The 24,973-nt window shown below is 31.5% G+C and carries 27 protein-coding genes; 26 read left to right on the top strand and 1 reads right to left on the bottom strand.

All coding sequences use genetic code 11. The annotated features are described in order from the left end of the window. Window positions 1-33 precede the first annotated feature (33 nt). The 24 genes from rfaE1 to dapB all read left to right on the top strand — a co-directional run bounded on the left by rfaE1 (window position 34) and on the right by dapB (window position 23,193). A complete protein-coding gene (rfaE1, locus tag ACZ5B9_RS09130; RefSeq protein ID WP_464422306.1) occupies window positions 34-1,035 on the top strand; it encodes a D-glycero-beta-D-manno-heptose-7-phosphate kinase in 1,002 nt (333 codons plus the stop codon). An 81-nt stretch (window positions 1,036-1,116) separates the two neighbouring features. Then, the gene (locus tag ACZ5B9_RS09125; RefSeq protein WP_464422305.1) at window positions 1,117-2,004 is read left to right on the top strand and encodes an ROK family protein; all 888 of its coding nucleotides are present in this window, start codon (window positions 1,117-1,119) and stop codon (window positions 2,002-2,004) included. Window positions 2,005-2,044: 40 nt separating this feature from the next. Continuing rightward, a complete protein-coding gene (locus tag ACZ5B9_RS09120) occupies window positions 2,045-3,088 on the top strand; it encodes a type II secretion system F family protein (RefSeq protein WP_464422304.1) in 1,044 nt (347 codons plus the stop codon). Window positions 3,089-3,396: 308 nt separating this feature from the next. Next, on the top strand, window positions 3,397-4,041 hold the full coding sequence (locus ACZ5B9_RS09115) for an O-methyltransferase (protein ID WP_464422303.1): 645 nt from the start codon (window positions 3,397-3,399) through the stop codon (window positions 4,039-4,041). A 172-nt stretch (window positions 4,042-4,213) separates the two neighbouring features. Continuing rightward, window positions 4,214-4,948, top strand: coding sequence for an endonuclease/exonuclease/phosphatase family protein (locus ACZ5B9_RS09110; RefSeq protein WP_464422302.1), 735 nt, complete (start codon window positions 4,214-4,216; stop codon window positions 4,946-4,948). 23 nt (window positions 4,949-4,971) lie between these two features. Continuing rightward, window positions 4,972-5,580 carry a DUF1349 domain-containing protein gene (locus ACZ5B9_RS09105; RefSeq protein WP_464422301.1) on the top strand — a complete coding sequence of 203 codons (609 nt, stop codon included), beginning with the start codon at window positions 4,972-4,974 and terminating at the stop codon, window positions 5,578-5,580. Window positions 5,581-5,934: 354 nt separating this feature from the next. Further along, window positions 5,935-6,984 carry an N-acetyl-gamma-glutamyl-phosphate reductase gene (argC, locus tag ACZ5B9_RS09100; protein ID WP_464422300.1) on the top strand — a complete coding sequence of 350 codons (1,050 nt, stop codon included), beginning with the start codon at window positions 5,935-5,937 and terminating at the stop codon, window positions 6,982-6,984. A gap of 21 nt (window positions 6,985-7,005) precedes the next feature. Continuing rightward, the gene (argJ, locus tag ACZ5B9_RS09095; protein WP_464422299.1) at window positions 7,006-8,238 is read left to right on the top strand and encodes a bifunctional glutamate N-acetyltransferase/amino-acid acetyltransferase ArgJ; all 1,233 of its coding nucleotides are present in this window, start codon (window positions 7,006-7,008) and stop codon (window positions 8,236-8,238) included. Window positions 8,239-8,345: 107 nt separating this feature from the next. After that, complete coding sequence (argB, locus tag ACZ5B9_RS09090) at window positions 8,346-9,218, top strand: acetylglutamate kinase (RefSeq protein ID WP_464422298.1); 873 nt, start codon at window positions 8,346-8,348, stop codon at window positions 9,216-9,218. Window positions 9,219-9,246: 28 nt separating this feature from the next. Further along, entirely contained in the window at window positions 9,247-10,434 is a 1,188-nt protein-coding gene (locus ACZ5B9_RS09085; protein ID WP_464422297.1) for an aspartate aminotransferase family protein, read from the top strand. Window positions 10,435-10,523: 89 nt separating this feature from the next. After that, on the top strand, window positions 10,524-11,072 hold the full coding sequence (locus ACZ5B9_RS09080) for a hypothetical protein (RefSeq protein ID WP_464422296.1): 549 nt from the start codon (window positions 10,524-10,526) through the stop codon (window positions 11,070-11,072). A 16-nt stretch (window positions 11,073-11,088) separates the two neighbouring features. Beyond that, window positions 11,089-12,078 (top strand): ornithine carbamoyltransferase, encoded by a 990-nt coding sequence (gene argF / locus ACZ5B9_RS09075; protein ID WP_464422295.1) that lies wholly within the window; start codon window positions 11,089-11,091, stop codon window positions 12,076-12,078. 103 nt (window positions 12,079-12,181) lie between these two features. Continuing rightward, complete coding sequence (locus tag ACZ5B9_RS09070; protein ID WP_021769979.1) at window positions 12,182-13,426, top strand: glycoside hydrolase family 10-like protein; 1,245 nt, start codon at window positions 12,182-12,184, stop codon at window positions 13,424-13,426. A gap of 264 nt (window positions 13,427-13,690) precedes the next feature. Beyond that, complete coding sequence (atpB, locus tag ACZ5B9_RS09065) at window positions 13,691-14,587, top strand: F0F1 ATP synthase subunit A (protein ID WP_464422294.1); 897 nt, start codon at window positions 13,691-13,693, stop codon at window positions 14,585-14,587. A 135-nt stretch (window positions 14,588-14,722) separates the two neighbouring features. Next, window positions 14,723-14,959: an ATP synthase F0 subunit C gene (atpE, locus tag ACZ5B9_RS09060; RefSeq protein ID WP_006803454.1), complete on the top strand. Its 237-nt coding sequence runs from the start codon at window positions 14,723-14,725 to the stop codon at window positions 14,957-14,959. Between the two features lie 118 nt (window positions 14,960-15,077). Next, window positions 15,078-15,572 (top strand): F0F1 ATP synthase subunit B, encoded by a 495-nt coding sequence (gene atpF, locus ACZ5B9_RS09055; protein ID WP_071125180.1) that lies wholly within the window; start codon window positions 15,078-15,080, stop codon window positions 15,570-15,572. A 1-nt stretch (window position 15,573) separates the two neighbouring features. Further along, window positions 15,574-16,101 (top strand): ATP synthase F1 subunit delta, encoded by a 528-nt coding sequence (atpH, locus tag ACZ5B9_RS09050; RefSeq protein ID WP_464422293.1) that lies wholly within the window; start codon window positions 15,574-15,576, stop codon window positions 16,099-16,101. Between the two features lie 18 nt (window positions 16,102-16,119). Beyond that, window positions 16,120-17,625, top strand: coding sequence for a F0F1 ATP synthase subunit alpha (atpA, locus tag ACZ5B9_RS09045; RefSeq protein ID WP_464422292.1), 1,506 nt, complete (start codon window positions 16,120-16,122; stop codon window positions 17,623-17,625). 15 nt (window positions 17,626-17,640) lie between these two features. Further along, window positions 17,641-18,501, top strand: a complete 861-nt coding sequence (gene atpG / locus ACZ5B9_RS09040; RefSeq protein WP_464422291.1) for an ATP synthase F1 subunit gamma — start codon at window positions 17,641-17,643, stop codon at window positions 18,499-18,501. Between the two features lie 57 nt (window positions 18,502-18,558). Next, complete coding sequence (gene atpD, locus ACZ5B9_RS09035; protein WP_464422290.1) at window positions 18,559-19,956, top strand: F0F1 ATP synthase subunit beta; 1,398 nt, start codon at window positions 18,559-18,561, stop codon at window positions 19,954-19,956. A gap of 100 nt (window positions 19,957-20,056) precedes the next feature. After that, on the top strand, window positions 20,057-20,446 hold the full coding sequence (gene atpC, locus ACZ5B9_RS09030) for an ATP synthase F1 subunit epsilon (RefSeq protein ID WP_026746987.1): 390 nt from the start codon (window positions 20,057-20,059) through the stop codon (window positions 20,444-20,446). Window positions 20,447-20,905: 459 nt separating this feature from the next. Beyond that, entirely contained in the window at window positions 20,906-21,904 is a 999-nt protein-coding gene (locus tag ACZ5B9_RS09025; RefSeq protein WP_464422289.1) for a DUF4912 domain-containing protein, read from the top strand. 50 nt (window positions 21,905-21,954) lie between these two features. Further along, window positions 21,955-22,338 (top strand): lactoylglutathione lyase, encoded by a 384-nt coding sequence (gloA, locus tag ACZ5B9_RS09020; protein ID WP_006803462.1) that lies wholly within the window; start codon window positions 21,955-21,957, stop codon window positions 22,336-22,338. Between the two features lie 120 nt (window positions 22,339-22,458). Next, a complete protein-coding gene (dapB, locus tag ACZ5B9_RS09015) occupies window positions 22,459-23,193 on the top strand; it encodes a 4-hydroxy-tetrahydrodipicolinate reductase (protein ID WP_455036260.1) in 735 nt (244 codons plus the stop codon). 245 nt (window positions 23,194-23,438) lie between these two features. On the opposite strand, the gene ACZ5B9_RS09010 is transcribed toward dapB, so the two are convergent. Continuing rightward, window positions 23,439-23,609 carry a hypothetical protein gene (locus ACZ5B9_RS09010; RefSeq protein ID WP_464422288.1) on the bottom strand — a complete coding sequence of 57 codons (171 nt, stop codon included), beginning with the start codon at window positions 23,607-23,609 and terminating at the stop codon, window positions 23,439-23,441. Between the two features lie 394 nt (window positions 23,610-24,003). Between ACZ5B9_RS09010 and ACZ5B9_RS09005 the strand changes: the two genes are divergently transcribed. Next, window positions 24,004-24,129, top strand: a complete 126-nt coding sequence (locus ACZ5B9_RS09005; protein WP_464422287.1) for a hypothetical protein — start codon at window positions 24,004-24,006, stop codon at window positions 24,127-24,129. Window positions 24,130-24,436: 307 nt separating this feature from the next. After that, complete coding sequence (locus ACZ5B9_RS09000) at window positions 24,437-24,748, top strand: hypothetical protein (RefSeq protein ID WP_464422286.1); 312 nt, start codon at window positions 24,437-24,439, stop codon at window positions 24,746-24,748. The last annotated feature ends 225 nt before the right edge of the window (window positions 24,749-24,973 follow it).

The following is a 24,973-nucleotide window of genomic DNA, read 5'->3' as shown; positions in this document are numbered from 1 at the left end:
ATTAATGAATTTGAATTTAAGGAAAGGATAAAGATGATTTCAATTCAAAGGCTTGAAGAAATAATAAAAAAATTTAGTAGTGTTAGAATAGCTGTAATTGGTGATATGATGCTAGATGAGTATCTAATTGGGAAGGTTAACAGAATTTCTCCTGAAGCGCCTGTTCCAATTGTGAATATTGAAGAGGAAAGATTTGTGTTAGGGGGAGCTTCAAATGTGGCGAATAACTTGACTTCGCTTGAAGCAAAAGTTTTCGTTTACGGAATAATTGGCAATGATGCAAATGGAGAAAAATTTATAAAGGAGCTTGAAGATAAAAATGTGAATCCTGCTGGAATTGTGAAGGATGAAACCCGTCCAACAATTATTAAAAGCAGAGTTTTGTCACAAGGTCAACAGTTACTTAGATTGGATTGGGAAAAAGATGCTGATATTTCAGAAGATATTCAAAATCAGCTTTTGGAAAACTTTGAAAAAAACATTGAAAATATTGATGCAGTATTGATTTCTGATTACAATAAAGGATTGCTTACAAAACATTTATCAGAAAGAATTATAGAAATAGCAAAAAAACATAATAAAAAAGTAATGGTTGATCCAAAACCGCAGAATTTTAAAAATTATGTTGGAGCAACTTCAATGACTCCAAATAGAAAAGAAATTTTGGATTATTTTGGAATGAAAAAATTTACGAGCGAGGAAGAAATTGCTGAAAAAATGGCTCAGTTAAAGGATGATTTAAAACTGGACAGCGTTGTGCTTACTCGAAGTGAAGAGGGAGTTTCGCTGTTTAGAACAAAACATAAGAGGATACCGACTGTGGCAAGGGAAGTTTATGATGTTACAGGGGCTGGAGATACCTTTATATCGACATTTTTACTTTCGATATGTGCTGGAGCGGATTTGTATGAGGCTGGGGTAATTGCAAATATGGCATCTGGAATTGTAGTGGCAAAAATAGGAACAGCTACTGCAATGCAAGATGAAATAATAGAATTTTACAAGGATAATGACAATATATTAAAAAATATATAAAAATGAAATGTCCTTTAATTTAAAGGTTTTTTAAAATAAAAAAATACAAATAAAAATTTAAAAAGAAAAGGAAGTGAAATTATGGCAATTATTGCGGCAGTTGAAGCTGGGGGAACAAAATTTATATGTGGATTGGGAACTGAAGACGGAAAAATCATTGACAGAGTAAGTATTCCAACTACAACTCCTGAAGAAACAATGGCACAAGTTATTGAATATTTTAAAGACAAGGAATTTGATGTAATGGGTGTTGGGAGCTTTGGACCGATTGATCCTGTAAAAGGCTCTAAAACTTACGGATATATTACAAAAACTCCAAAGCCTTACTGGAGCGATTATGATTTGATAGGAGAGTTGAAAAAACATTATGATGTTCCAATGGAATTTGATACTGATGTAAATGGAGCGGCGCTTGCGGAAAGCTGGTGGGGTGCTGGAGAAAATTTGAAAAATGTTATGTATATTACTGTTGGAACTGGAATTGGGGCTGGAGCAGTTGTTGATGGTAAAATGCTTCAAGGTTTGACTCACCCTGAAATGGGACACATATTCTTGAAAAGACATAAAGACGATAAATTTGAAGGAAGATGTCCTTTCCATAAGGATTGTATGGAAGGAATGGCAGCAGGGCCTGCAATAGAGGATAGATGGGGTAAGAAAGGATTTGAACTTGCCGATAGGGATGAAGTTTGGGACATGGAAGCATATTACTTGGCTCAGGCTGTTGTAAACTACATTTTAATTTTATCTCCACAAAAAATAATTATGGGTGGGGGAGTTATGAAACAAAAGCAGCTGTTTCCATTAATTAGAAAATATGTGTTGGAATTTTTAAATGGGTATGTTCAAAAAGATGAAATTTTAGAAAAAATTGAAGACTATATTGTTTATCCTGGACTTGGGGATGAAGCAGGATTTGTTGGATCAATTGCATTGGGGAAAATTGCGTTGGAAAATAACAGAAAATAATAATTGATTTGTAATTAATCAAAGGGGAGGGTTAATTAAAATGATAAGTATTATAAAGAGCAAGGAAAGCGAACTTAGTGAAAAAGACTTGCTATCATTTACAAAAAGTGTATATTATTTATTAAATGGCAAAATTTCGCTAATTGATACACTTGGAATTGTTGCACAGAATTATAGTGGAGATTTGAAAAGTAAGATAATTCGCACAAAACAGCAGATTGAAAAGGGAGTTTCTCTTCATAGGGCTTTTTCAAAGATTACTGCAAATAAGGAATTTATGGAAATGATTAAAATTGGGGAAGAAACTGGAAATTTGGAAATAGTCTTTAAGAATCTGTATGAAAAGTACGAGTTTAATCAGAAAATAAAAAAAGATGTCAAAAATTTGAGCATTTATCCAGTAACAGTTATAATTACAGCATTAATTATTGTATTCATACTGTTAAAATTTGTAGTGCCTAAATTTGTGGTAATCTATTCTGATATTGGTCAGGAATTGCCAAAAGTTACGCAAATTGTGATAAATATTAGTAAAATAACGGATAAATATGGTATTTTTCTTTTAATTGCCATAATTTTTTTATTTTTTGGATTAAAAAATTGGAAAGGAAAAAATGAAAAGAATTTTGAAAAAATTTTTTTAGAAATGAAACTGATTGGGCAAATGTATAAAAATATTTGCATATTGAATTTTACAAGAAATATGTATTCTCTGACAGATGCCAATGTTCCATTGATTCAATCCTTAAGAATGTGTACAAATTCCAAAAGTTATATTTTAAATGAGGAACTGAAAAAAATTATTTTGAAAATAGAAAAGGGTGAGAGTATTCAAAAATCCTTTAAAAATACGACTTTTTTTGATAATGAATACGTAAGTTTCCTTGCAATTGGAGAAAAGACCGGCGAAATGAAAATATCATTTTTTAATTTGAATGAAATTTATTACGAAAAAGTTAGCGAGAAAATAAAATGGTTTTTAAAAATGTTTGAGCCGCTTTCAATAATTTTTATTGGAGTAATTATTGGGCTTATTGTGTTTTCAGTTATGCTGCCTATTTTTAAAATGGGAGAAATGCTGTAAATATTAAATGAAAAATATGAAAGATTAAAGTTGGAAATTAGAATTTTAGATTTAACACAAATAATGATATTCTTTGTTAAAATACAGGATTTATTACGAACTATTCTAATAAAGGGGAGACAGGGCTTTTATTATAAGTGAATAAAATAAATATAACATATGTTTTTAAAAATAGGAATAAATTGTTTGGTTTATCTAAAATAATTTGGATTATAATAAAGATAGTTTAAAATAAGTATGCTGTTTAAATTTTACAGATTTAATTTTAAATGGATGTCAATATACAATAAAAGAAAAAAGGGAAATTTATGATAGAAAATTTTATAGAATCATTGAAATATGCACAGAATTTGTTTAAAATAAGGAATGAAATTATACAGGATATAAAAAACGAAAGTTTGGAACAAAATGTGCCGATTATTACAGATGAAGTGCTAAATTATATGATTTTTACTGCTAGAAATATAAAGGCTCGAAATATTTTGGAAATTGGTACAGCGACAGGCTATTCAGGGCTATTTTTAGCACAAATTGCTAATGAAAATGGTGGATTTTTAACAACAATGGAAATTGATGAAATTCGTTATGGAAAAGCTGTGGAAAATTTTAAGAAACTTGGATTATTTGAAAAGAATAAGATGATTTTTGGAGATGCTTTGGAAGAAATTCCGAAACTTGATAAGAATGTGAAATATGATTTTATTTTTATTGATGCGTCGAAAGGTCAGTATTTGAAGTTTTTTGAAATGAGTTATGAACTTCTCAATGAAAATGGAATTATTTTTATTGATAATCTCATGTTTCGTGGGCTGGTTGCGGCAGATAAGGAAGAAATTCCAAAAAGATATAAGACAATTGCAAAAAGGCTCAAAGAGTTTATAGAAAAGTTGAATGAAGAGTATAATTTTGTACTGCTGCCGTTTGGAGATGGAGTTGGGATAGTAAAAAAATAAATATTCAGTATTAATCACTCAACTTAAAAATTGGATTAAAGATATGAGAAAAGCAATGGATTGCCTATAGATGGAGTCTAGTTTTCCACTTTTGTTTTAAATTGGAATTGTTATAAATAGGTTTGAATTTATAATATAATTTTGTAAATATGAGAAAGAGAAGTGAGGAGAAATGAAATTTCTTTTGTATAATATTCGATACGGGACTGGAAAATATTTGAATCAGCCGTTTAAACATATGCGAGGGTATTTGGGACGTTCTGTAAGGCATATATATCGGATTGGGAAATTTATTAATAAATATAAGCCTGACATTGTGGGACTTGTAGAAGTTGATCTTGGCTCGTTTAGAATGTACAGCAGAAATCAGGCTACGCTTCTTGGAAGAATTACTAGAAATAATAATGTTTATCAGTACAAATATGAGGAAGATTCTAATTATATGAAGTTCCCGATGGTAAGAAAGCAGGGAAATGCTTTACTTTCGAAAAAACCTGTTTTACGGGAAGAATTTCATTATCTGGATATTGGAATGAAAAAATTGATTATTGAGGTGGAAACGGAAGATATTGTGGTGTTTCTAGTTCATTTGGCACTTGGTGGAAAAACAAGACAGAAACAGATTGTACAGCTTTACAATTTTGTGAAAAACTGCAAAAAGCCAGTTATAGTCGCTGGAGATTTTAATGTGTTCTGGGGAGAAGAGGAAATTGAAATGTTTTTACAGGCTTCTAACCTGCAAAATATAAACATAAGGAAAGAGCCAACTTTTCCGAGCTGGAATCCAAAGCGGGAACTTGACTTTATACTTTGTTCAAAGGAAATAAAAGTAAAAAGTTATGAAGTTATACAAACTCAGCTTTCAGATCATTTGCCAATATTAGTTGATTTTGAAATTCTAAAATAAGAAAAATAGGAGGAAATTAAATAATGGTAATTAATGCAAAAGATTGGAAATGGATTAGGGAGCCTAAAGATTATGTGATTACTAATGAAAAAATTGAAATTATAACAAGTCCACATACAGATTTGTGGCAACAAACATATTATCATTTTAGAAATGATAATGCACCTGTTCTTCAAATTGAAGCAGATGAAAAATTTTTCTCTTTTATTGTAAAGACAGAGTTTGAGAGTAAGCATAGGTTTGATCAATGTGGTGTAGTTATGTATTTAGATAGTGAAAATTGGTTAAAAGGTTCTATAGAGTTTGAAAATGATAAATTTCAGCATTTAGGGAGTGTAGTTACTAACTTGGGTTATTCTGATTGGGCTACTACTGTTATTAATGCCGATATTAAGTCAATGTGGTATCGTTTTAGCAGACGTGAAGATGATTATTGCATAGAATGTTCACAAGATGGAGTAAACTTTACTCAAATGAGAATTTGCCATATGTGGAAAGCTGACAAGAAAATTTCTTTTGGAATTTATGCATGCAGTCCAGAAAATTCATCATTTAAGGCAACATTTACAAATATGGAAATAACGGAATGTATGTGGAAGGCTCATGATGGACAAAAGCCAGATGAAATATAGAACATAAATTTTATTAATGGTAACATTTAAAACTTATATATTTGATATATTGATTTTAGATTATTTTTCTGCTATAATAGATTTATCAAAAAATAAATTAAAATGATAGGAGGAAAAGATTATGAAAATGATAAGAAGGATAAGGGATAATAAATTTACACAATTAAATTATAAACCCTTGTCAGATGGTGTATAATCATTTTTATAATGGATTCCTGTTTTACATAAAAATTTTACTTTTGCCAATGACTTTTGGGTTGTTGGTTCTTTGTTTTTATATACAATTTGTATAATTTTATTTAGAGCCTGTAAAAAGGGCTTTTTTTTATAAAAAAATGTAGGGAGATGATAATTATGATAAAAGTTGGAATTATTGGAGCGACTGGGTATGCTGGGCAGCAGCTTGTATGGATATTGAATAACCATAAAGAAGTGGAGATTGAATTTATTTCTTCATATTCAAATGCTGGAGAGAATATGGGCGAAGTGTATGCAAATTATAAAAAATATTTTGAGAAGAAATTGATTTCGCAGGAAGAGGCTGAGGAAAATTTTGGAAAAATTGATGTGCTGTTTTTGGCATTGCCGCATGGATTGTCGGAAAAGATGACCAAGAAGGCGCTCGAAAATAATGTAAAAGTTTTTGACTTGGGAGCAGATTTCAGGCTGGATGACTCGGAAACTTATGAAAAATGGTATGATGTTAAGCATGAGTTTCCTGAAATTAATCAGAGTGCAGTTTATGGCTTGCCTGAGCTGAATAGGGCAAGAATAAAGGAAAGTCAAGTTGTTGCCTGTCCCGGGTGTTATCCGACATCGGCGATACTGGGAGCGGCGCCGCTTTTAAAAAATAAAGTTGTAAAAACGGATAAAATAATAATTGATTCAAAATCTGGAGTTTCAGGAGCAGGTAGAAGTGCCAAAATAGATACGATTTTTACAGAAGTAAATGAAAGTTTTAAGGCTTATGGAGTCTTAAAGCATAGACATACGCCTGAAATAAAGCAGGAAATGGATAAATTATCAGAAAACGATATGAATGTAGTGTTTACTCCACATTTATTGCCAATAAATAGGGGAATTCTTTCAACAATTTATCTGGAAGTAAATGAAAAATGGAAGGAAAGCTTGACAGAAGAAAAAATTTATGAAATTTATAATGATTTTTATAAAAATGAGTATTTTATAAGGGTTACTGAAAATTTGCCAGAGATAAAAAATGTGAAAAATAGCAATATTTGTGAAATTGGTGTCCGTTATGACTCAAAAACTGGAAATATTGTTGTAATTTCTGCGATTGACAACCTCATAAAAGGTGCAGGAGGGCAAGCTGTTCAAAGTATGAATATTATGTTTGAGCTTGAAGAAAATATGGGGCTGGAATTTTTATCAATGTATATTTAATTTTTAAAAGGAGTGATTTTTATGAAAATAATAAAAGATGGTACAATTACTAATGTTAAAGGGATAAAGGCGGCAGGAATATCGGCACAGTTGAAAAAAAGCGGGAAAAAAGACTTGGCATTGATTTATAGTGAGAAAAAGGCAGTTTCGGCTGCAGTGTTTACAAAAAATCTTGTAAAAGCGGCTCCGATTATTTTAAATATGGAAAATATAAAAAATGGAAATACACAGGCGATTATTGTAAATAGTGGGAATGCTAACTCGTGTACTGGAGAAACTGGACTTGAAAATGCTAAAAAAATGACGGAATTTGCAGCAAATGAGCTGGGACTCAAAAAAGAGGAGATTTTAGTGCAGTCTACTGGAATTATTGGAGTTCAGCTGGATATGAAAAAGATAGAAACTGGAATTAGTAAAATTTGCAAGGAAATATCGGAAAATGGGGGAAATGATGCGGCAACTGCGATTATGACGACGGACACTTTTACAAAACAGATTTGTGCAGAAATTGAAATAGATGGAAAAACAGTAACAGTTGCGGGAATGGCAAAAGGTTCTGGGATGATACATCCAAATATGGCTACAATGCTGGCTTTCACAGTAACGGATGTAAATATTGAAAAATCGTTGCTGCAAAAAATATTTTCTGAAATTACGGACAGCACATTTAATATGATTTCAGTTGACGGAGATACAAGCACAAATGATATGGCCTGTGTTATTGCTAATGGGGCTTCTGAAAATAAAAAAATTGTAGATGAAAATTCTGAAGGATACAGCAAATTTAAAGAGGCACTTTATTTTGTGAATCAGGAGCTGGCAAAGCTGATTGCAAAAGACGGGGAAGGGGCGACAAAATTAATTGAAGTTACTGTAACTGGCGCAAAAAGTAAAAAAGACGCACAAAAAGTTGCAAAATCAGTAATAACTTCAAGCCTTTTCAAAGCGGCTGTATTTGGGGAAGATCCAAACTGGGGAAGAATCCTTTGTGCTGTAGGTTATTCTGAAGCGGAACTTATTGTTGATAAAGTAAATATTTTTCTTGGAAATGATATTAATGCTTTACAGAAAGGAGTCCAAGTTGCAAAAAATGGCATGGGAATAGAATTTGACAACGAAAAAGCTGTTAAAATTTTGAAAAATGAGAAAGTTGAAATTTTGATTGAACTGAATGATGGAGACTTTTCTTCGACTGCGTGGGGATGTGACTTGAGTTATGATTATGTGAAAATAAATGCGGAGTACCATACTTAATAATTTTTATAATTTTGAGACTTACTTGTCTGTTAGATTTTTTAATATAGTTAATTTTTTTTAAAATTAAAGAAATGAGAAAATTTTGATAAAAAGAAAGGGAAAATATGATTTCAAATTTAGATAAAGCAAAAATTTTGGTAAAAGCGTTGCCATTTATAAAAAAGTATCATAATAAAACGATTGTGATTAAATATGGTGGAAGTGCGATGGTCAATCCTGCTGCACGGGAGCAGTTTATTCAAGATATAGTTCTTATGAAATATGTTGGGATAAATCCTGTGATTGTGCATGGTGGCGGGCCTGAGATTAATGAAATGCTTCAAAAAATTGGAAAAGAGAGCAAATTTATTGATGGAAATCGTGTAACTGATGAAGAAACTGTGGAGATTGTGGAAATGGTGCTTTCTGGGAAAGTAAATAAAGGAATTGTTGCGGATATTAATAAATATGGCGGAAAAGCTGCTGGACTTAGTGGAAAAGACGGGAATATGGTGTTTGTTGAGAAGAAGTTTGCTGAAGTTGACGGAGAGAAAATTGATATTGGGTTTGTTGGAGAGATTAAGGAAATTAATACGGAAGTAATCAAATTGTTGGAGGCAAATGATGTGATTCCTGTGATTTCATCTATTGGAGTTGACAAGAATGGTCAGACATACAATATTAATGCCGATTATGTGGCAGGCGCGATTGCTGGGAAATTACAGGCAGATAGATTGGTATTTTTGACAGATGTTGATGGAATTTTACTTGATTATAATAATAAACAGACACTTATTGATGAAATTGATGTGGAAAAAGTGAACGATTTAATTGAACGAAGAATTATTAGTGGTGGAATGTTCCCTAAAGTTACGACTTGCCTAGATGCGATTGAAAATGGTGTGGAAAATGTAGTTATTTTAAATGGGAAGCTGGAACATTCATTATTATTGGAGCTGTTTACAGAGGAAGGAGCTGGAACTTTAATAAAAAAATAAATTAAATTTTAGAAGGGAAGGAAGAAAAATGTTATTAAATGTGTATAACCGTTATAATAAAATATTTGAAAAAGGAAAAGGAACATATATTTATGACAATGAAGGGAATGAATATTTAGATTTTGTATCAGGAATATCGGTAAACTGTCTGGGGCATGCAAGTCCAGTAATTATAAATGCTTTGACTGAACAAAGTAAAAAATTGATACATATTTCAAATCTTTATTACAGCGAGCCCCAATTAGAGCTGGCAAAAAAACTTACACAAAACAGTGCGATGGAGAAAGTATTTTTTACGAACAGTGGAACAGAAGCAATTGAGCTGGCAATAAAAATTGCTCGCAAATACGGCAATAATTTATCGTATGATGAAAATGGAAATAAAATTATTGACAAAACTGAAATAATTTATATGAAAAACTCATTTCATGGACGTTCCACAGGAGCATTAGCAGTAACAGGACAGCCTAAGTATCAGAAGCCTTTTGAGCCTTTGATTTCCAATGTTACACAATGTAATTTTAATGATGTGGAAGATTTGAAGGCAAAAGTGAGCGAGAAAACGGCAGCCATAATTTTGGAGCCGATTCAAGGGGAAAGTGGGCTGGAAAGTGCAACGCCTCAATTTATGCAGGCAATAAAGGAACTGAGTGAAAAATATAACGCACTTGTGATTTTTGATGAAATTCAATGCGGAATGGGAAGAACTGGAAAATTGTTTGCTTATGAAAATTTTGAGATTATTCCAGATATTGTCACTGTGGCAAAGTCGCTTGGTGGCGGTGTTCCAATTGGAGCAGCTCTTACAAAGGGTAAGGCAAACGATGTTTTAGAGCCTGGAGATCATGGTTCAACTTATGGAGGGAATCCGCTAGTCTGTGCTGTTGCAAATGCTGTTTTGCATGAATTGATTGACAATAAACTGGTTGAAAAGGATGTTGTGGAAAAAGGGCAGTATTCTCTTAAAAAATTGGAAGAATTGAAGGGGAAATATAATTTTATTGAGGAAATTCGTGGGAAAGGTCTGCTTTTGGGAATAAAATTTGATGAAAGCAGAGTCTTGGGAAAAGATGTTGTTTTAAAAGCATTGGAAAATGGTCTGCTGTTAGTTGGAGCTGGAAATAACGTTGTAAGATTTTTTCCGCCATTTAATGTGAGCAAGGAAGAAATTGATGAAGCAATTTTAATTTTGGACAAATTTTTAAAAATAATTTAATTTTTTTTTAAATAATATTGTAAATTAGAAGTTATTGAGGTAAAATTATATTGAATAAATGAAAAATTATAATTTAAAGGGGAGATTTTATGAAAATTTTTAGAAAAAGTGTGATAATAGTTGTTTTGGTAAGTTTGGTAAGTTTTGGTAATGTAAATGTTGAAAGTAAGATTGCTCAAATTAGGAAAGATTATGCAAGTACTAATACTATAAAGAATTATATTGTGAAGCAAATTGAAGATGATGAGCAGAGTATAGAGGGCGGCATTGTAAAATATTATTCACAAAATGGAATTGTTAAAAAAATTGTAGTTGAGCATTATGGAGAAAGCTGGAATGGATTGACTGAGTACTACATAAAAAATGGGAAAGTTTATTTTATTTTTGATAAAACTGAAAAATATAATGTTCCGTATTATGTGAACGCTGACTGGTATAAAAGAGATAATATGAAAGTTGGAGAAGTTTTTGACAGCAGAAAATCAAAAATTTCTGAAAAGAGGTACTATTTTGATGAAAATATGAAATTGATTCGGTATGTTGGAGAGAATAAAAAAATTGTTGAAAATGTGCAAAAATTGAAGGAAATTGAAAAAAATGTGTTAGATGAGTATTTTAGAATAAAAAATAAAAATTAAGAAAAGAGGTAAAGGCATGTTAAAAGGACGTTCGTTTTTAAAATTATTAGACTTTACAACAGAAGAATTACAATATTTATTGAATTTAGCGAAAAAATTGAAGGAAGATAAGAAAAATAAGACTGAAGAGAAAAAGTTGACTGGTAAAAATATTGCATTGATTTTTGAAAAGACTTCGACACGGACTAGATGTGCTTTTGAGGTTGCGGCTTATGATCAGGGGGCGAATGTTACTTATATTGGGCCTTCTACTTCTCAGATGGATGATAAGGAGTCGATTGAGGATACTGCAAAAGTTTTGGGAAGATTTTATGATGGAATTGAGTATCGCGGATATGGACAGAATTTGGTAGAAGCATTGGCGGAATATTCTGGAGTACCTGTGTGGAACGGGCTTACGACTGAGTTTCATCCGACACAGGTTTTAGCGGATTTTTTGACTATTTTAGAGAAAAAGGGAACTTTGAAGGGAATTAAGTTTGCGTATCTTGGAGATGGAAAAAATAATATGGCAAGTTCACTTATGATTGGCACGGCAAAATTTGGGATGGATTTTACAATTGTTGCTCCGAAACAATATTTTCCAGATAAGGAACTGGCTGAAACTGCCTTGAAACTGGCTGAAGAAAATGGAGGGCGTGTTTCATTTACCGATGACCGAATTGGTGGAGTTAAGGATGCAGATGTGATTTATACGGATGTCTGGGTGTCTATGGGAGAATCTTACGATGTATGGGATGAAAGAATAAATAGACTTTCGTATTATCAGGTAAATAATGATCTTGTAAAACACGCAAAGGAGGACTATTTGTTTATGCATTGTCTTCCTGCATTTCATGACTTGAATACAAAAGTTGCACAGAAAATTGAAAAGAAGTACGGAATTAAGGAAATGGAAGTTACTGATGAAGTGTTCAGAAGTAAAAATTCGGTTGTATTTGATGAGGCTGAAAATAGAATGCATACGATTAAAGCGGTTATGGTGGCAACTTTGGGAGAAGAATAAGAAAAATTGAAAAAATGTAAAAAAATAAGGATAATGTATTGAAAATTTAGGAAAAATGTACTAAAATGATATTGAAGATTTAACATTCAGAAAGGAGATATTGGTGAAATCAATTTTAAAAAAAATATCATTATTAGCAATTACAGTTTTAACGGCGGCGACATTAAATGCCTCTAATATTATAATGGGAAACAACCAAAATGCGTCAAAAGTTAATAATCAGAAAGTAACAAGAAACAGCGAATTAAGAGGAGTATGGGTAGCAAGTGTAAGCAATATTGACTGGCCATCTAAGAAGGGACTTAGCGTAGAGCAGCAAAAAAGAGAATTTTTGACAATTCTTGACAATGTAAAAAAATGGAATATGAATGCTGTGTTTGTACAAATCAAACCAACAGCTGATGCTTTTTATCCTTCTAAATATTCGCCATGGTCTGAGTATTTAACAGGAACACAAGGAATAAACCCTGGATACGATCCATTAAAGTTTATGGTAGAAGAAGCACACAAAAGAGGAATCGAGTTTCATGCATGGTTTAATCCATACAGACTTTCTACATCAGGGTCAAGAGACAGATTGTCAAAAGATAATATTGGACGTAAAAAACCTGAATGGACAGTGGCTTATGGTGGGCAATTATACTTAAATCCAGGAATTCCTGAAGTTAATGATTATGTTGTGAATAGTATTGTTGAAGTTGTGAAAAATTATGATGTTGATGGTGTTCATATGGACGATTATTTTTATCCATACAAAGTTAAAAATCAAGAATATCCAGATTCTGCACAGTATCAGAAATATGGAAGTAAATTTGCATCAGTTGGAGACTGGAGAAGAGATAATGTAAATAAATTAGTTGAAAAATTGCATACTTCTATAAAAAAAGAAAATAAAAATGTGGAATTTGGAATAAGTCCGTTTGGAGTATGGAGAAATGCTTCCACTGATCCCTCAAGAGGTTCTGCAACAAAAGCTGGAGTTCAAAATTATGATGATTTATATGCAGATATTTTATTATGGATGAATAAAGGCTGGATAGATTACGTGGCACCGCAAATTTACTGGAATCAAGGGCATAAATCAGCTGAGTACAATACGCTTGTAAAATGGTGGAGCAAATATGCAGGGCAAACGCAAACAGACCTTTATATCGGACAAGCCGCATACAAAGTTAATGATTGGCAAAATGCAAAAGAATTAATAAATCAGGTAAATTTCAACAGAAATTACCCAGAAGTAAAAGGAAGTATATTCTTTAGCTACAAATCATTACTGACAAATCCTAAAAATGCTACAAACAGCTTGGCACAAGGGCCTTATTCTAATAATGGCAATCAGGAATTTTAGTATCTGAATTTAGAAAAAATCAGTATTATTGAAGTTGTTATGACTTTGGTGATACTGATTTTTTTTGTAAAAAGAATTAGAACGTGTAAAAAGTAATATAAATAATTTGTTATTTTTATAGATAAATGTTCTAAAAATCCTTTAAATAAAGAATTTTTTCCAATATTAATAAAATTTGCAAAATGAATTTAATTGGAGTATAATAATTATATGTAACAAAGAATATTAAATCTTTGCTCAAAGTTGAGAGAAAGGAGGGAGATAATGAAAAATAAAATTTTTAAATTTTTTGGATTCTTATTTCTTATGATGGTTTTTGTAAATGTGATTTTATCAATTATTTCGACATTTTTACCAGTAAAATTTGAGTCTCCAAGTTCGGTTGTAGAAGCACCGCATTATTTTAATTTTGTTTTTGGGAACTTTAAATTTTCATTAAGTCAGACAGTTCTTGATACATGGGCAATTATGATTATAATTATATTTATTGTAAGAGCTGGAACAAAGAATATAAGTGTCGAAAAACCTGGAAAAATGCAGATTGTTATGGAAGAATACTATCATTTTATTGAAAATACTTTTTTGACTACTTTTGGAAAACACAAAAAAACTTATATACCGTTTTTTGCGGCATTGTTTGCATTTATAATGTTTTCAAATTTAAGTACTTTCTTATTTCCGTTTATTATGATGGTAGTAAAGGAAAATGGGATTAGAACGGTAAAACCGTTTTTTAGAACGCCAACAGCAGATCCAAATACTACAATTGGATTATCACTTGTTGTAATTGTTGTCTTTTTGGCAGTTTCTATAAAGCAAAAAAGTCTAAAAGGGTATATAAAATCGTTGTTTGAGCCAATGTGGTTTATGTTTCCATTAAATGTAGTTGATATTTTTTCAAAAGTGTTAAATACTTCAATGCGGCTTTTTGGAAATATGCTTGCGGGACTTGTAATTGTAGGACTGTTATACAGCCTTGTTGGACGTGGATTGCTTCAATCAATGACAAATAATATGCTGAAGGGAAGCTTTTCATTTTCGGTTGGATGGCCGATGTTAATACAGCTTTATCTGGATTTATTTATTGGAATAGTGCAGGCATTCGTATTTACAATACTTTCATCAGTTTATATAGGTGAAGCGTTGGGAGAAGAGGAATAAAAACAGATTTGTAGTTCTTTTATATGTTCAAAGTCAACGAAATTAAGATTTTGTATAAATAAGAGAATTATAATTAAAATATAGTTTTTTAAAATAAAGAAAATAAAAAATAATATAAATTAGGAGGATTAAAGAATGGAAGGAATAGTTCAAGCGGCAGCTTTATTAGGAGCAGGAATTGCAGCGGTAGGAGGAATTGGAGCAGGATTAGGGCAAGGAATAGCAACTGGTTATGCAGTAGAGGCAGTATCAAGACAGCCTGAAGCTAAACAGGATATTATGCAAACATTAATCACAGGGCTTGCGATTACAGAATCATCAGCAATTTATGCGTTGGTAATAGCTTTCTTATTGATTTTCTTAAAAGGATAATAAAAAATATCCAGTATTTTTAGAATCAGAAAAAATAAAATAATATTGTTATGAAAATTATTATAAAGTAAGAATTAAAAAGAAACAAAATAGGGTTAATGTAAATTAAGGAGAAAAAATGAATGAAGGAGCAAAATTAGTAAACATCGATTTTACGATGGCTATTCAAATAATAAACTTTATAGTGTTAATCTATTTTTTTTCACGAGCTTTTGCAAAAAAAATTGGTAAAGTGCTTGAAGACAGAAAAAAATTAGCGTTGTCTGAAATGGAAATCGTTGAGAACGAAAAGGAAAAACTGGAAGAACAGAAAAAATTAATGGAAAAACTGAAAAAAGAATCCAAAAGACGTGCGAATGATATTTTGATAAAAGCTGAAAGACAGGCGGATGATAGAAAAGATCAGATTATATCGCAAGCTATGAGCAATCGTGAAAGAATGATGATGAAAGCGGAAGCTGATATTGAAAAAATGCGACAAAATGCCAAATTTGAACTTCAGAAGGAAGTTGGGGAAATGGCAGTTGAACTTGCAGAAAAAATCATTAAAGAAAATATTGATGATAAACAAGATGAAACTATAAATAAGTTTATTAATGAGATAGGAGATTAGAATGGCTAATGATGAGATTGCAAAAAGATATGCAGCGGCAATTTATAATATAGCAAAATCTTCTGACAATATAAATGAAGTTCGGGAAGTATTAAATATTCTTATGGAAAACTACGAGGAAGAAGAGGAATTTAGAAAAATTTTGGAAGATCCTTTGAAAAAATTTCCAGAAAAAGAAAAATTTTTAGAAAAATCATTTGATCATGTGACAAAAGAAGCGCTTGGAATAGTAAAATATATTGTGAGAAAACAGCGATTATCACTTGTCAGTGATATAAAAGAATATTTTTTAAAACTTTACTACGAAGAAAACAATAAACTTCCAATAACCGCTATATTTGCAAAGGAGCTATCAGAAACACAAAGAGAACAGTTAATAAAAAAACTTGAAAACAAATATGGTAAAAAAATCGTTTTGAATCTTAAAGTTGATAAGGAAATAATCGGTGGAGGAATTTTAAAAATTGGAAATGAAGTTATTAACGGTTCAATAAAAAATCAGATTGAGGAAATAAAGAAAAATTTTTAGAAACGGAGGTGCTTTTCTTTGAGAATCAAGCCAGAAGAAATAAGTAAAATAATCCGAAGCGAAATTGAAAATTACAAAAGTTCACTGGATATTTCCAACACTGGAACGGTCTTGGAAGTGGGAGATGGAATTGCTAGAATCTACGGATTAAGTGACGCTATGGCAGGAGAGCTTTTGGAGTTTGAAAATGGAACTGTCGGAATGGCACTAAACTTGGAAGAAAGTAACATTGGAGCAGTAATTTTTGGAAAAACACAAGGAATAAAAGAAGGAAGTATAGTAAAAGGATTGGGAAAAGTAGCTGAAGTTCCAGCTGGAAATGAGATGCTTGGAAGAGTAGTTGATGCGCTTGGAAATCCTATTGATGGAAAAGGGACAATAACAGCTGATAAATATATGCCAATTGAGAGACAGGCGTCAGGAATTATCGCAAGAAAACCTGTTACACAGCCTATGCAGACAGGAATAAAGGCAATAGACGGAATGTTTCCGATTGGAAAAGGACAAAGGGAATTAATAATTGGAGACAGACAGACAGGTAAGACGGCAATTGCGATTGACTCTATTATAAATCAAAAAAATAACGATGTTATATGTATTTATGTCGCAATTGGACAGAAAAGATCTACAGTCGCACAAATTTATAAAAAACTGGAAGAAACAGGGGCTTTGGAATATACAATCATTGTTGCGGCAACTGCTTCGGAATCTGCACCACTTCAATATTTGGCACCATATTCAGGGGTTGCCATGGGTGAATATTTTATGGATCAGGGAAAAGATGTACTGATAGTTTATGATGATTTATCAAAACATGCGGTAGCTTACCGTGAAATGTCGCTATTGTTAAAACGTCCACCAGGAAGAGAAGCCTATCCTGGAGATGTTTTCTATCTTCACTCAAGACTTCTTGAAAGAGCCGCAAAATTAAGCGATAAACTAGGCGGAGGTTCAATTACAGCACTTCCAATTGTAGAAACACAAGCTGGAGATATTTCGGCATACATTCCTACAAACGTTATTTCAATAACAGATGGACAAATATTCCTGGAAACAGATTTATTTAATTCAGGATTCAGACCAGCGATAAATGCAGGAGTTTCTGTATCACGGGTTGGAGGAGCGGCACAAATTAAGGCTATGAAACAAGTTGCTTCGAAAGTAAAACTGGAACTTGCCCAGTACAATGAATTATTAGCATTTACACAGTTTGGATCAGATTTGGATAAAGCAACTAGAGATCAGCTTAACCGTGGATCTAAAATTATGGAAGTATTAAAACAGCCACAATACACTCCATTTAAAGTTCAGGAACAAGTAATTTCATTTTACTGTGTAACAAATGGATATTTTGATGATGTTCCGACTGAAAAAGTCAGAACATTTGAAAAAGATTTGATAGAAGCACTTAAAAATAATTCAGAAATTTTAACTGAAATTCGTGAGAAGAAAGAATTAGACGATGAAATGAAAAGCAGACTAGATGAATTTATAAAAAACTTTAAAAAAGAATATGTGTGGTAAAGCAGGTGAAATAATATGTCAGCAAATATGAAAGAAATAAAGGAACGTATTGACAGTGTAAGAAATACAAGCCAAATAACAAACGCAATGAATATTGTTTCTTCTACAAAATTTAAAAAATTTCAGGTTTTAACTCTAAAATCTAGAAACTATGCATATGCTGTAAATGAGGCTTTTGATAATTTAGTTGCAAGTCTTAAGGGAAATAAATTTGTAATTTTTGATGGAAAGCCAGAAGTTAGAAGAGTCGGAATTATAGTAATGACATCAGATCGTGGGTTATGTGGAAGCTTTAACTCAAATACTTTTAGAAGGCTTGAGAGCATGAGAAAGCAGTTTGAGAAGGAAGGAAAAGATGTTTCAGTTGTAACAATTGGAAGAAAAGCAAAAGAATATTGTAAAAATCGGGATATTAATGTGGATAGTGAGTATACACAGATGATTCCAGAAACAATGTTTGAAACTGGTAAAAAAATCAGTGAAGATGTAGTGCAGTTTTATTTAAACGATTTTTATGATGAAGTCTATATGATTTATTCAAAATTTGTATCAGCAGTTGAGTATAATATTCAGGTGGAAAAATTACTTCCAATAGAAAAAAAGGAAGGATTGCCAACAAAGGAATATGTGTTTGATCCGTCAGAGGAAGAAGTGTTGAACTCATTTGTTCCACAAGTTTTGAATATAAAATTATATCAGTCGTTACTTGAAAATTCGGCAAGTGAGCATTCAGCTAGAATGTCGGCGATGAAACAGGCTAACGATAATGCTTCTGAAATGATAAGAAATTTGGAAGTGCAGTACAACCGTGAAAGACAAGGAAAAATAACACAGGAATTAACAGAAATTATTGGCGGTTCTTTAGGAGTACAGTAATTTATTTTTAAACTGAAGAACTTGAGAATAAACTAAGAAGGAGGTTAAAGGTAACCGATGAATAAAGGTAAATTAGTGCAAGTTATTGGGCCAGTTATAGATGTAAAATTTGAAAAAAAATTGCCTGATATTTATAATGCGCTTGAAGTGTATAAGGAGAACGGAGAAAAATTAGTAGCTGAAGTTCATGCCCACAATGGAAACAACGTTGTAAGAGCAGTTGCAATGTCTGGAACTGAAGGATTAAGACGTGGACTGGAAGTTATCGATACTGGTAAACCAATTCAAGTTCCCGTTGGAAGAGCTACATTGGGAAGGATTTTCAATGTACTAGGGGAAACGGTTGATGATGGTGAAAAATTGGATGCAGATGTGTTAAGGGAGTCTATCCACAAGGATGCACCATCATTTGAACAGCAAGGAACAGATTCTGAAATACTGGAAACGGGAATAAAAGTAGTAGATTTGCTTGCTCCATACTTAAAAGGTGGAAAAATTGGACTGTTTGGAGGAGCAGGAGTTGGGAAAACGGTATTAATTCAGGAATTAATTAATAATATTGCCAAAGGGCATGGAGGACTTTCTGTATTTGCAGGAGTTGGAGAGCGTACACGTGAGGGACGTGATTTATATAACGAAATGACAGAAAGTGGAGTTATTGATAAGACAGCATTAGTGTATGGACAAATGAATGAGCCACCTGGAGCAAGATTAAGAGTAGGACTTACAGCACTTACAATGGCGGAATATTTTAGAGATAAGGAAGGACAAAACGTACTTTTATTTATTGATAACATATTCAGATTTACTCAGGCAGGATCAGAAGTATCGGCTCTACTTGGAAGAATGCCATCAGCCGTAGGATACCAGCCAAACTTGGCAACTGAAATGGGGGCCTTGCAGGAAAGAATAACATCAACGAGCACAGGTTCAATTACATCAGTACAAGCTGTATATGTGCCAGCAGATGACTTGACAGATCCGGCACCAGCAACAACATTTGCCCATTTGGATGCAACAACAGTATTATCAAGACAAATTGCATCACTTGGAATTTATCCAGCAGTAGACCCGCTTGATTCAACTTCAAGAATACTTGAGCCTGAAATTGTTGGGAATGAGCATTATAAAATTGCAAGGGAAACTCAGAAAGTATTACAAAGATATAAGGAATTACAAGATATTATAGCAATTCTAGGAATGGATGAGCTGGATGAAAATGATAAATTAACAGTAAATCGTGCTAGAAAAATCCAAAGATTCTTTTCACAGCCTTTCTCAGTAGCAGAACAGTTTACAGGAATGAAAGGTAAATATGTACCTTTAAGGGAAACAATTCGTGGATTTAAAGAAATTCTGGACGGACTTCATGATGATTTGCCAGAACAGGCATTCTTATACGTTGGAACAATTGAAGATGCAGTTGCAAAAGCACGAGAGTTGATGAGCGAGTAATTTAAAATAATGTGTAATGAAAACAGGGACGATGTTTTTCCTGTTTTCCAATAAGAAAGTTTAGATAAAATAAGCATACTTTGGAATGGAAGGAGGCTTTATGGCAACGGAATTTATTTTGGAAGCAGTAACTCCAGAAAGGCTGGTTTTTGAAAAGCCCGTTGAATTTGTTAAATTACGTACGGAAGGCGGAGATATTGGAATACTTGCAAAGCATATTAACTACATTACACCAATTGGTGCAGGGGAAATGCTTGTTCGTGAAAAGGATAATAAGGAAATGACATATTATCTGGAAGGGGGCTTTCTAGAAGTTCGTCAGGATAAAGTTGTTATTTTGGGAGTGAATATCGTTGAAGCAACTAAGGCGGAAGCAGAACGGATGGCAAGAGAAGTTGCCATTGAAAGAGCAAAAAAGCAAAAAATAAAAGAAGATCAGGATATTTTAGGCTCAAAAAAACGGATTCAAAACAATTTAAGCAGGAAATAAATTTTGAAATTCTAAAAAATGTGGTATAATATGTATAAAATATAGTTAATTAATTTTAAAATTGATTATTTAATTATAATAAATTTGTTTAAACTCTAAAAATTAAAAGATTTATCATAGAGTATTCAGTTAAATATTTTTTATATAATTCATCTGTTTTTCTTTTTTATGAAGTAAAGGGGAACAGTTATCATCCCCTTTTTTTCGCAATATTAGTTATTTCAATTTTTCAAATTATAATATCTGAAGATTTTGGCGAAACTGCTACGCACGAATCCTCGCTTGTCTAAGCATTTTTTAGTTTAAGTGAAATAGTTAATTTAACTAAAATAAATAAGAAGTAAAATAATTTAAAGAATAAAAGATTATTTAACTGAATAATCAAAGGATAAATCTGTATTTTTAAACTAATATTTGAATAAATTTAACAATAAAAAATAATGTAAAGGTGGAATGGGAATGGAGAAATTGAAAAAAAATAGAACGAGAACATTTTATAGAAATTATGTTAATGAAAAATTAGTTGGGAATAGAAATAAAAAAGAATTGAAAAAATTAGAAAGATTTATTTCAATGGAAGTTATCGAAAGGGAAACTATTGAGAAAATTTTGATAAAATACTTTTTTATTAAAAGAAGCAGAACGTTTTACAGAAACTTTGCTGATAGAAAATTAGTAGGAAATCTAGGTAGAAAATATAGAAGAATTTTTACAGCTTTAGATTTTAATTATGAAAAAATTTCGCCAGAACAAATAAGACGTAGATACGTAGAAACTGAAATTAACCGTTCAAAATTTGCAAAAGGTGCGGAATTTGACGGTAAATCAAATCACGAAGATATTTACTTTGACAAGGCTCCATTACCAGCAGCGTATTTTACAGATGAACTTGTCCTAATGCCAAAAAATCCTACAACACTATACATTTATTGGGAAATTCGTGATGATACCTATGAAAGATTAGCTGCAAATAACGGAGTTATTGATAATGTAGTTATAAAAATATTTAAAGACGGACACGAATATAGAAAAATTATAAGACACGAAAGAATTGGTTCGCATTATATTACTGAAATTGATGTAAATCAAAATTATGAAGCGTCTATCGGATATGAAGATCAATATGGAAACTTTTCAGAAGTAGCACACTCAGTAGAAGTCATCACACCAAATGATAAAGTTTCTGATAATATTGATTTAGTATGGGGAACAGTGAAATTCGATCCAAGCACAAATCAGCTTATAAAATATATAAATACTCCAGTTTCAACACCAGAAGGAAGGGAGCTTTTAGGAGTACCTGCAGATTATGATGTAGATGAAAATAATGAATTTATAATTGAAGTTATAGAAAGATTGACAAAAGTAGGAGCTTCAGAATCATTAATCGAAAGAAAAGTGATAAAAGGAAAACTTCCAAATCTTAGACTGGATATGGGTGGATCAAGAAGCAGTTAGAACATTTTTATAAATGTTTTTATAAAAATTAGAATTAAAGGAGATTTAAAATGGCTATGTTAAATATGCTGCACGCTTGTTTACGTGTAGAAAATTTAGAAAAATCTATTGAATTTTATGAAAAGGCATTTGGATTTAAGGAAGATCGACGTAAAGATTTTCCAGAACATAAATTTACTATTGTTTATTTGACTCTTCCGGGAGAAAGTTTTGAAATTGAGCTGACTTATAATTACGGTCACGGTCCATATACAATTGGTGATGGTTTTTCACATCTGGCAATTGCTTCAGATGACTTGGAAGGAGATAATGAAAAACATAAGGCAATGGGATACAAGACAACAGATCTTATGGGCTTGCCTGGTAAACCTGGACATTATTATTTCGTAACGGATCCAGATGGTTACCGTATGGAAGTAATTCGTGCAGAATAAAAATTAGCAATAAAACATATTTAAAGCAAATAATAGAAATATCATAAGAAAAGACCGAGATTTTCGGTCTTTTATAGTAAAACTATTTATACAAAATTTTAACAACTGCAAGGAGAAAATATGAAGATAATAGTATATGGTGCTGGAGTTATGGCACAGTATGTAAAAGAATCAGTAATAAATTCTGGGAATGAATTTGCTGGGCTGGTTGATCCGCTTGGAAATGGGGATTTTGAAAATCTGAAGGGAAAAGATGTGGATTTTGATGCGATTATTGATTTTTCACATTTCAGTTTGCTGGAGGATGTACTTGAAGCGGGAATTGATAAAAAAGTTCCAGTTCTAATTGCTACAACTGGACATTCAGAAGAACAGCTTGCAAAAATTCAGGAAGCATCAAAGCAAATACCGATAATTAAAGCGACAAATACTTCAGTTGGAGTAAATATCGTAAATGAAATTGTAGCCTTTGCGACAAAATTATTAAAGGATTTTGATATTGAAATAATTGAAAAGCATCACAACAGAAAAATTGACGCACCAAGCGGTACAGCAAATACTTTACTTGAAGTTGTCAAGGAAAATCTGGATAATGATGGAAAAGACTACAGAACAATTTACGGAAGAGAAGGGCACAGTAAACGTGCTGAAAAGGAAATAGGAGTTCACGCTATACGTGGCGGAAATATAGTCGGAGAACATACCGTAATTTATGCAAAAAATGATGAAATTATCGAAATAAAGCACGAAGCATTATCAAGAAAAATGTTTTCAGACGGTGCAGTTAAAGCTGTAGAATTTCTTGCTGGAAAAAAAGCAGGACTGTACACAATGAAAGATGTACTTGGTTTATAATAAAAAAAACTCTAGTTTTTATTAGACTGGAGTTTTTCTTTTTCCAATTATTTTGTATCTTCACAATAAACATTTCCATTATATTTCTCATAACAGGTTCTACCTCTTTCTTCTCGGCTCTGATTATATTCTTCCCATCGTGAAGGACTAAAAAGTTCGCAACTAGCCACACTTACCCAACTAAAATTAAAATTAGAATTTTAAAAATGTTTTTCATAAAATACCACTCCTTGTATTATTTTTAATTATTTTGTATCTTCACAGTAAAAATTACCATAACAATCCCTGTGACATGTTCTACCTCTTTCTTCTCGGCTCTGATTATATTCTTCCCATCGTGAAGGACTAAAAAGTTCGCAACTAGCCACACTTATCCCAACTAAAATTAAAATCAGAATTTTGAAAATATTTTTCATATAATATCACTCCTTATATTATTTTTAATTATTTTGTATCTTTACATTCAATATTATTTCGTATTTTAATAGTAGAAATTAAAAAATTTGTGTAATTTATAAAATATCCTCTAATTAAATTTAATCATTAAGTATCGATATAAAGGATTTTTATTTAGATTTTGAAAAATTACTTGTTGCTAATAAATATTTTTTCATATTACTATGTTTTTTCTTTTTATATAAGCAAGGGAAATCAATCGATATTTCCCTTCATTTCGCAATAATAGTTATTTTAATATATTAAAAATTTTTCTAATTAAGGGATAAAACTTAATATTTTCAAATGATTAAAATATAATTTTTACTTTTTAAACAGATTCTAGTATAAAGTAATCCGTCGGAGCATTTTTCTGTGCTGGCAAAACTGTTTGAGCATAGCGAGTTTTTTGGCAGTGCAGAAAAATGTCGTAGACTAGCCATAGGTTGTAGGATTTGCGGCAATGAGCAATCCTACGAAAATAAAAAAGAAAAAATATAGTAATATGAAAAAATATTTATAAATAAAATTACAAAAATCTTTTAAGATGAATACTTAAAAACTAAATTTGATTTTTTTAACAAACCTATCAAACTAATTATTATAGAATTTAAAAATATTCTACTATTTATATAATTATAACAAATAAAATAAAAAAAGTCAATATATACGGTAAATAAAATACTATATAAAAATGAAAGTTTTTTAAACTTTTTTATAAAATGGTATTGACATAATAAAAAATGTGTAGTATTATACTATTGAAAATAAGAGAAAATTGATTACTGTAAAAAAGGAGAGATTTATTATGAAATCTAAAATTAAAGTTTTATTATTAACAACAATTATTGCTTCTAGTTGTATTAGCTGTACTTTTGCACAGGCAGGTAAAATAATTGGAGGTGAAGATGGAAGAACCATGGGAATGGTAATGGATAGTGGAGTGACACTAGGAAACAGTATAGGAAGAAGTATAAAAGGAGCAATTTCCAATAAAATGTCAAAAACCCCTAAAACTCCAAAAGCACCAAAAACTTCTGCAACAAATATAAACACTAATACCGCAAAAACTGTAAATTTAAAAAATACAAGTACAACTACAAATAAAAACAAAAAATAAAAGTTAGAATGTTGATAATAGTTTGAATAGAATGACAGCAGCCAGTAAACAGAGAAGTTATATTGGCTGCTTTTTTATTTTATGATAAATTTAAAAATTATATTATTGTAATTTTGTTAGGAATTGTTATTTCTTTTCATATGTGCTATAATAACAGTTGTTATATAAACAAATTATTTTATAACCAAAGTATTTTGATTGTAACTACTTGATTAGGAGGAGAAA

Source organism: Leptotrichia sp. SK-5 (genome assembly GCF_055387215.1).
The sequence above is the reverse complement of the archived record's forward strand: the minus strand, read 5'-3'. Positions and strand labels throughout refer to the sequence as shown.

What these genes read in the sequence shown, in the direction of transcription:
- ACZ5B9_RS09120 (WP_464422304.1), top strand. Translation starts at nt 2,045, where the DNA reads ATGATAAGTATTATAAAGAGCAAGGAAAGCGAACTTAGTGAAAAAGAC.
- atpF (WP_071125180.1), top strand. Translation starts at nt 15,078, where the DNA reads ATGAATGAAGGAGCAAAATTAGTAAACATCGATTTTACGATGGCTATT.
- rfaE1 (WP_464422306.1), top strand. Translation starts at nt 34, where the DNA reads ATGATTTCAATTCAAAGGCTTGAAGAAATAATAAAAAAATTTAGTAGT.
- ACZ5B9_RS09025 (WP_464422289.1), top strand. Translation starts at nt 20,906, where the DNA reads ATGGAGAAATTGAAAAAAAATAGAACGAGAACATTTTATAGAAATTAT.
- gloA (WP_006803462.1), top strand. Translation starts at nt 21,955, where the DNA reads ATGGCTATGTTAAATATGCTGCACGCTTGTTTACGTGTAGAAAATTTA.
- ACZ5B9_RS09110 (WP_464422302.1), top strand. Translation starts at nt 4,214, where the DNA reads ATGAAATTTCTTTTGTATAATATTCGATACGGGACTGGAAAATATTTG.
- atpH (WP_464422293.1), top strand. Translation starts at nt 15,574, where the DNA reads ATGGCTAATGATGAGATTGCAAAAAGATATGCAGCGGCAATTTATAAT.
- ACZ5B9_RS09085 (WP_464422297.1), top strand. Translation starts at nt 9,247, where the DNA reads ATGTTATTAAATGTGTATAACCGTTATAATAAAATATTTGAAAAAGGA.
- atpE (WP_006803454.1), top strand. Translation starts at nt 14,723, where the DNA reads ATGGAAGGAATAGTTCAAGCGGCAGCTTTATTAGGAGCAGGAATTGCA.
- ACZ5B9_RS09105 (WP_464422301.1), top strand. Translation starts at nt 4,972, where the DNA reads ATGGTAATTAATGCAAAAGATTGGAAATGGATTAGGGAGCCTAAAGAT.
- atpB (WP_464422294.1), top strand. Translation starts at nt 13,691, where the DNA reads ATGAAAAATAAAATTTTTAAATTTTTTGGATTCTTATTTCTTATGATG.
- ACZ5B9_RS09125 (WP_464422305.1), top strand. Translation starts at nt 1,117, where the DNA reads ATGGCAATTATTGCGGCAGTTGAAGCTGGGGGAACAAAATTTATATGT.
- ACZ5B9_RS09115 (WP_464422303.1), top strand. Translation starts at nt 3,397, where the DNA reads ATGATAGAAAATTTTATAGAATCATTGAAATATGCACAGAATTTGTTT.
- atpG (WP_464422291.1), top strand. Translation starts at nt 17,641, where the DNA reads ATGTCAGCAAATATGAAAGAAATAAAGGAACGTATTGACAGTGTAAGA.
- ACZ5B9_RS09000 (WP_464422286.1), top strand. Translation starts at nt 24,437, where the DNA reads ATGAAATCTAAAATTAAAGTTTTATTATTAACAACAATTATTGCTTCT.
- ACZ5B9_RS09010 (WP_464422288.1), bottom strand. Translation starts at nt 23,609, where the DNA reads ATGAAAAATATTTTCAAAATTCTGATTTTAATTTTAGTTGGGATAAGT.
- argB (WP_464422298.1), top strand. Translation starts at nt 8,346, where the DNA reads ATGATTTCAAATTTAGATAAAGCAAAAATTTTGGTAAAAGCGTTGCCA.
- ACZ5B9_RS09080 (WP_464422296.1), top strand. Translation starts at nt 10,524, where the DNA reads ATGAAAATTTTTAGAAAAAGTGTGATAATAGTTGTTTTGGTAAGTTTG.
- argC (WP_464422300.1), top strand. Translation starts at nt 5,935, where the DNA reads ATGATAAAAGTTGGAATTATTGGAGCGACTGGGTATGCTGGGCAGCAG.
- dapB (WP_455036260.1), top strand. Translation starts at nt 22,459, where the DNA reads ATGAAGATAATAGTATATGGTGCTGGAGTTATGGCACAGTATGTAAAA.
- argJ (WP_464422299.1), top strand. Translation starts at nt 7,006, where the DNA reads ATGAAAATAATAAAAGATGGTACAATTACTAATGTTAAAGGGATAAAG.
- atpC (WP_026746987.1), top strand. Translation starts at nt 20,057, where the DNA reads ATGGCAACGGAATTTATTTTGGAAGCAGTAACTCCAGAAAGGCTGGTT.
- argF (WP_464422295.1), top strand. Translation starts at nt 11,089, where the DNA reads ATGTTAAAAGGACGTTCGTTTTTAAAATTATTAGACTTTACAACAGAA.
- atpD (WP_464422290.1), top strand. Translation starts at nt 18,559, where the DNA reads ATGAATAAAGGTAAATTAGTGCAAGTTATTGGGCCAGTTATAGATGTA.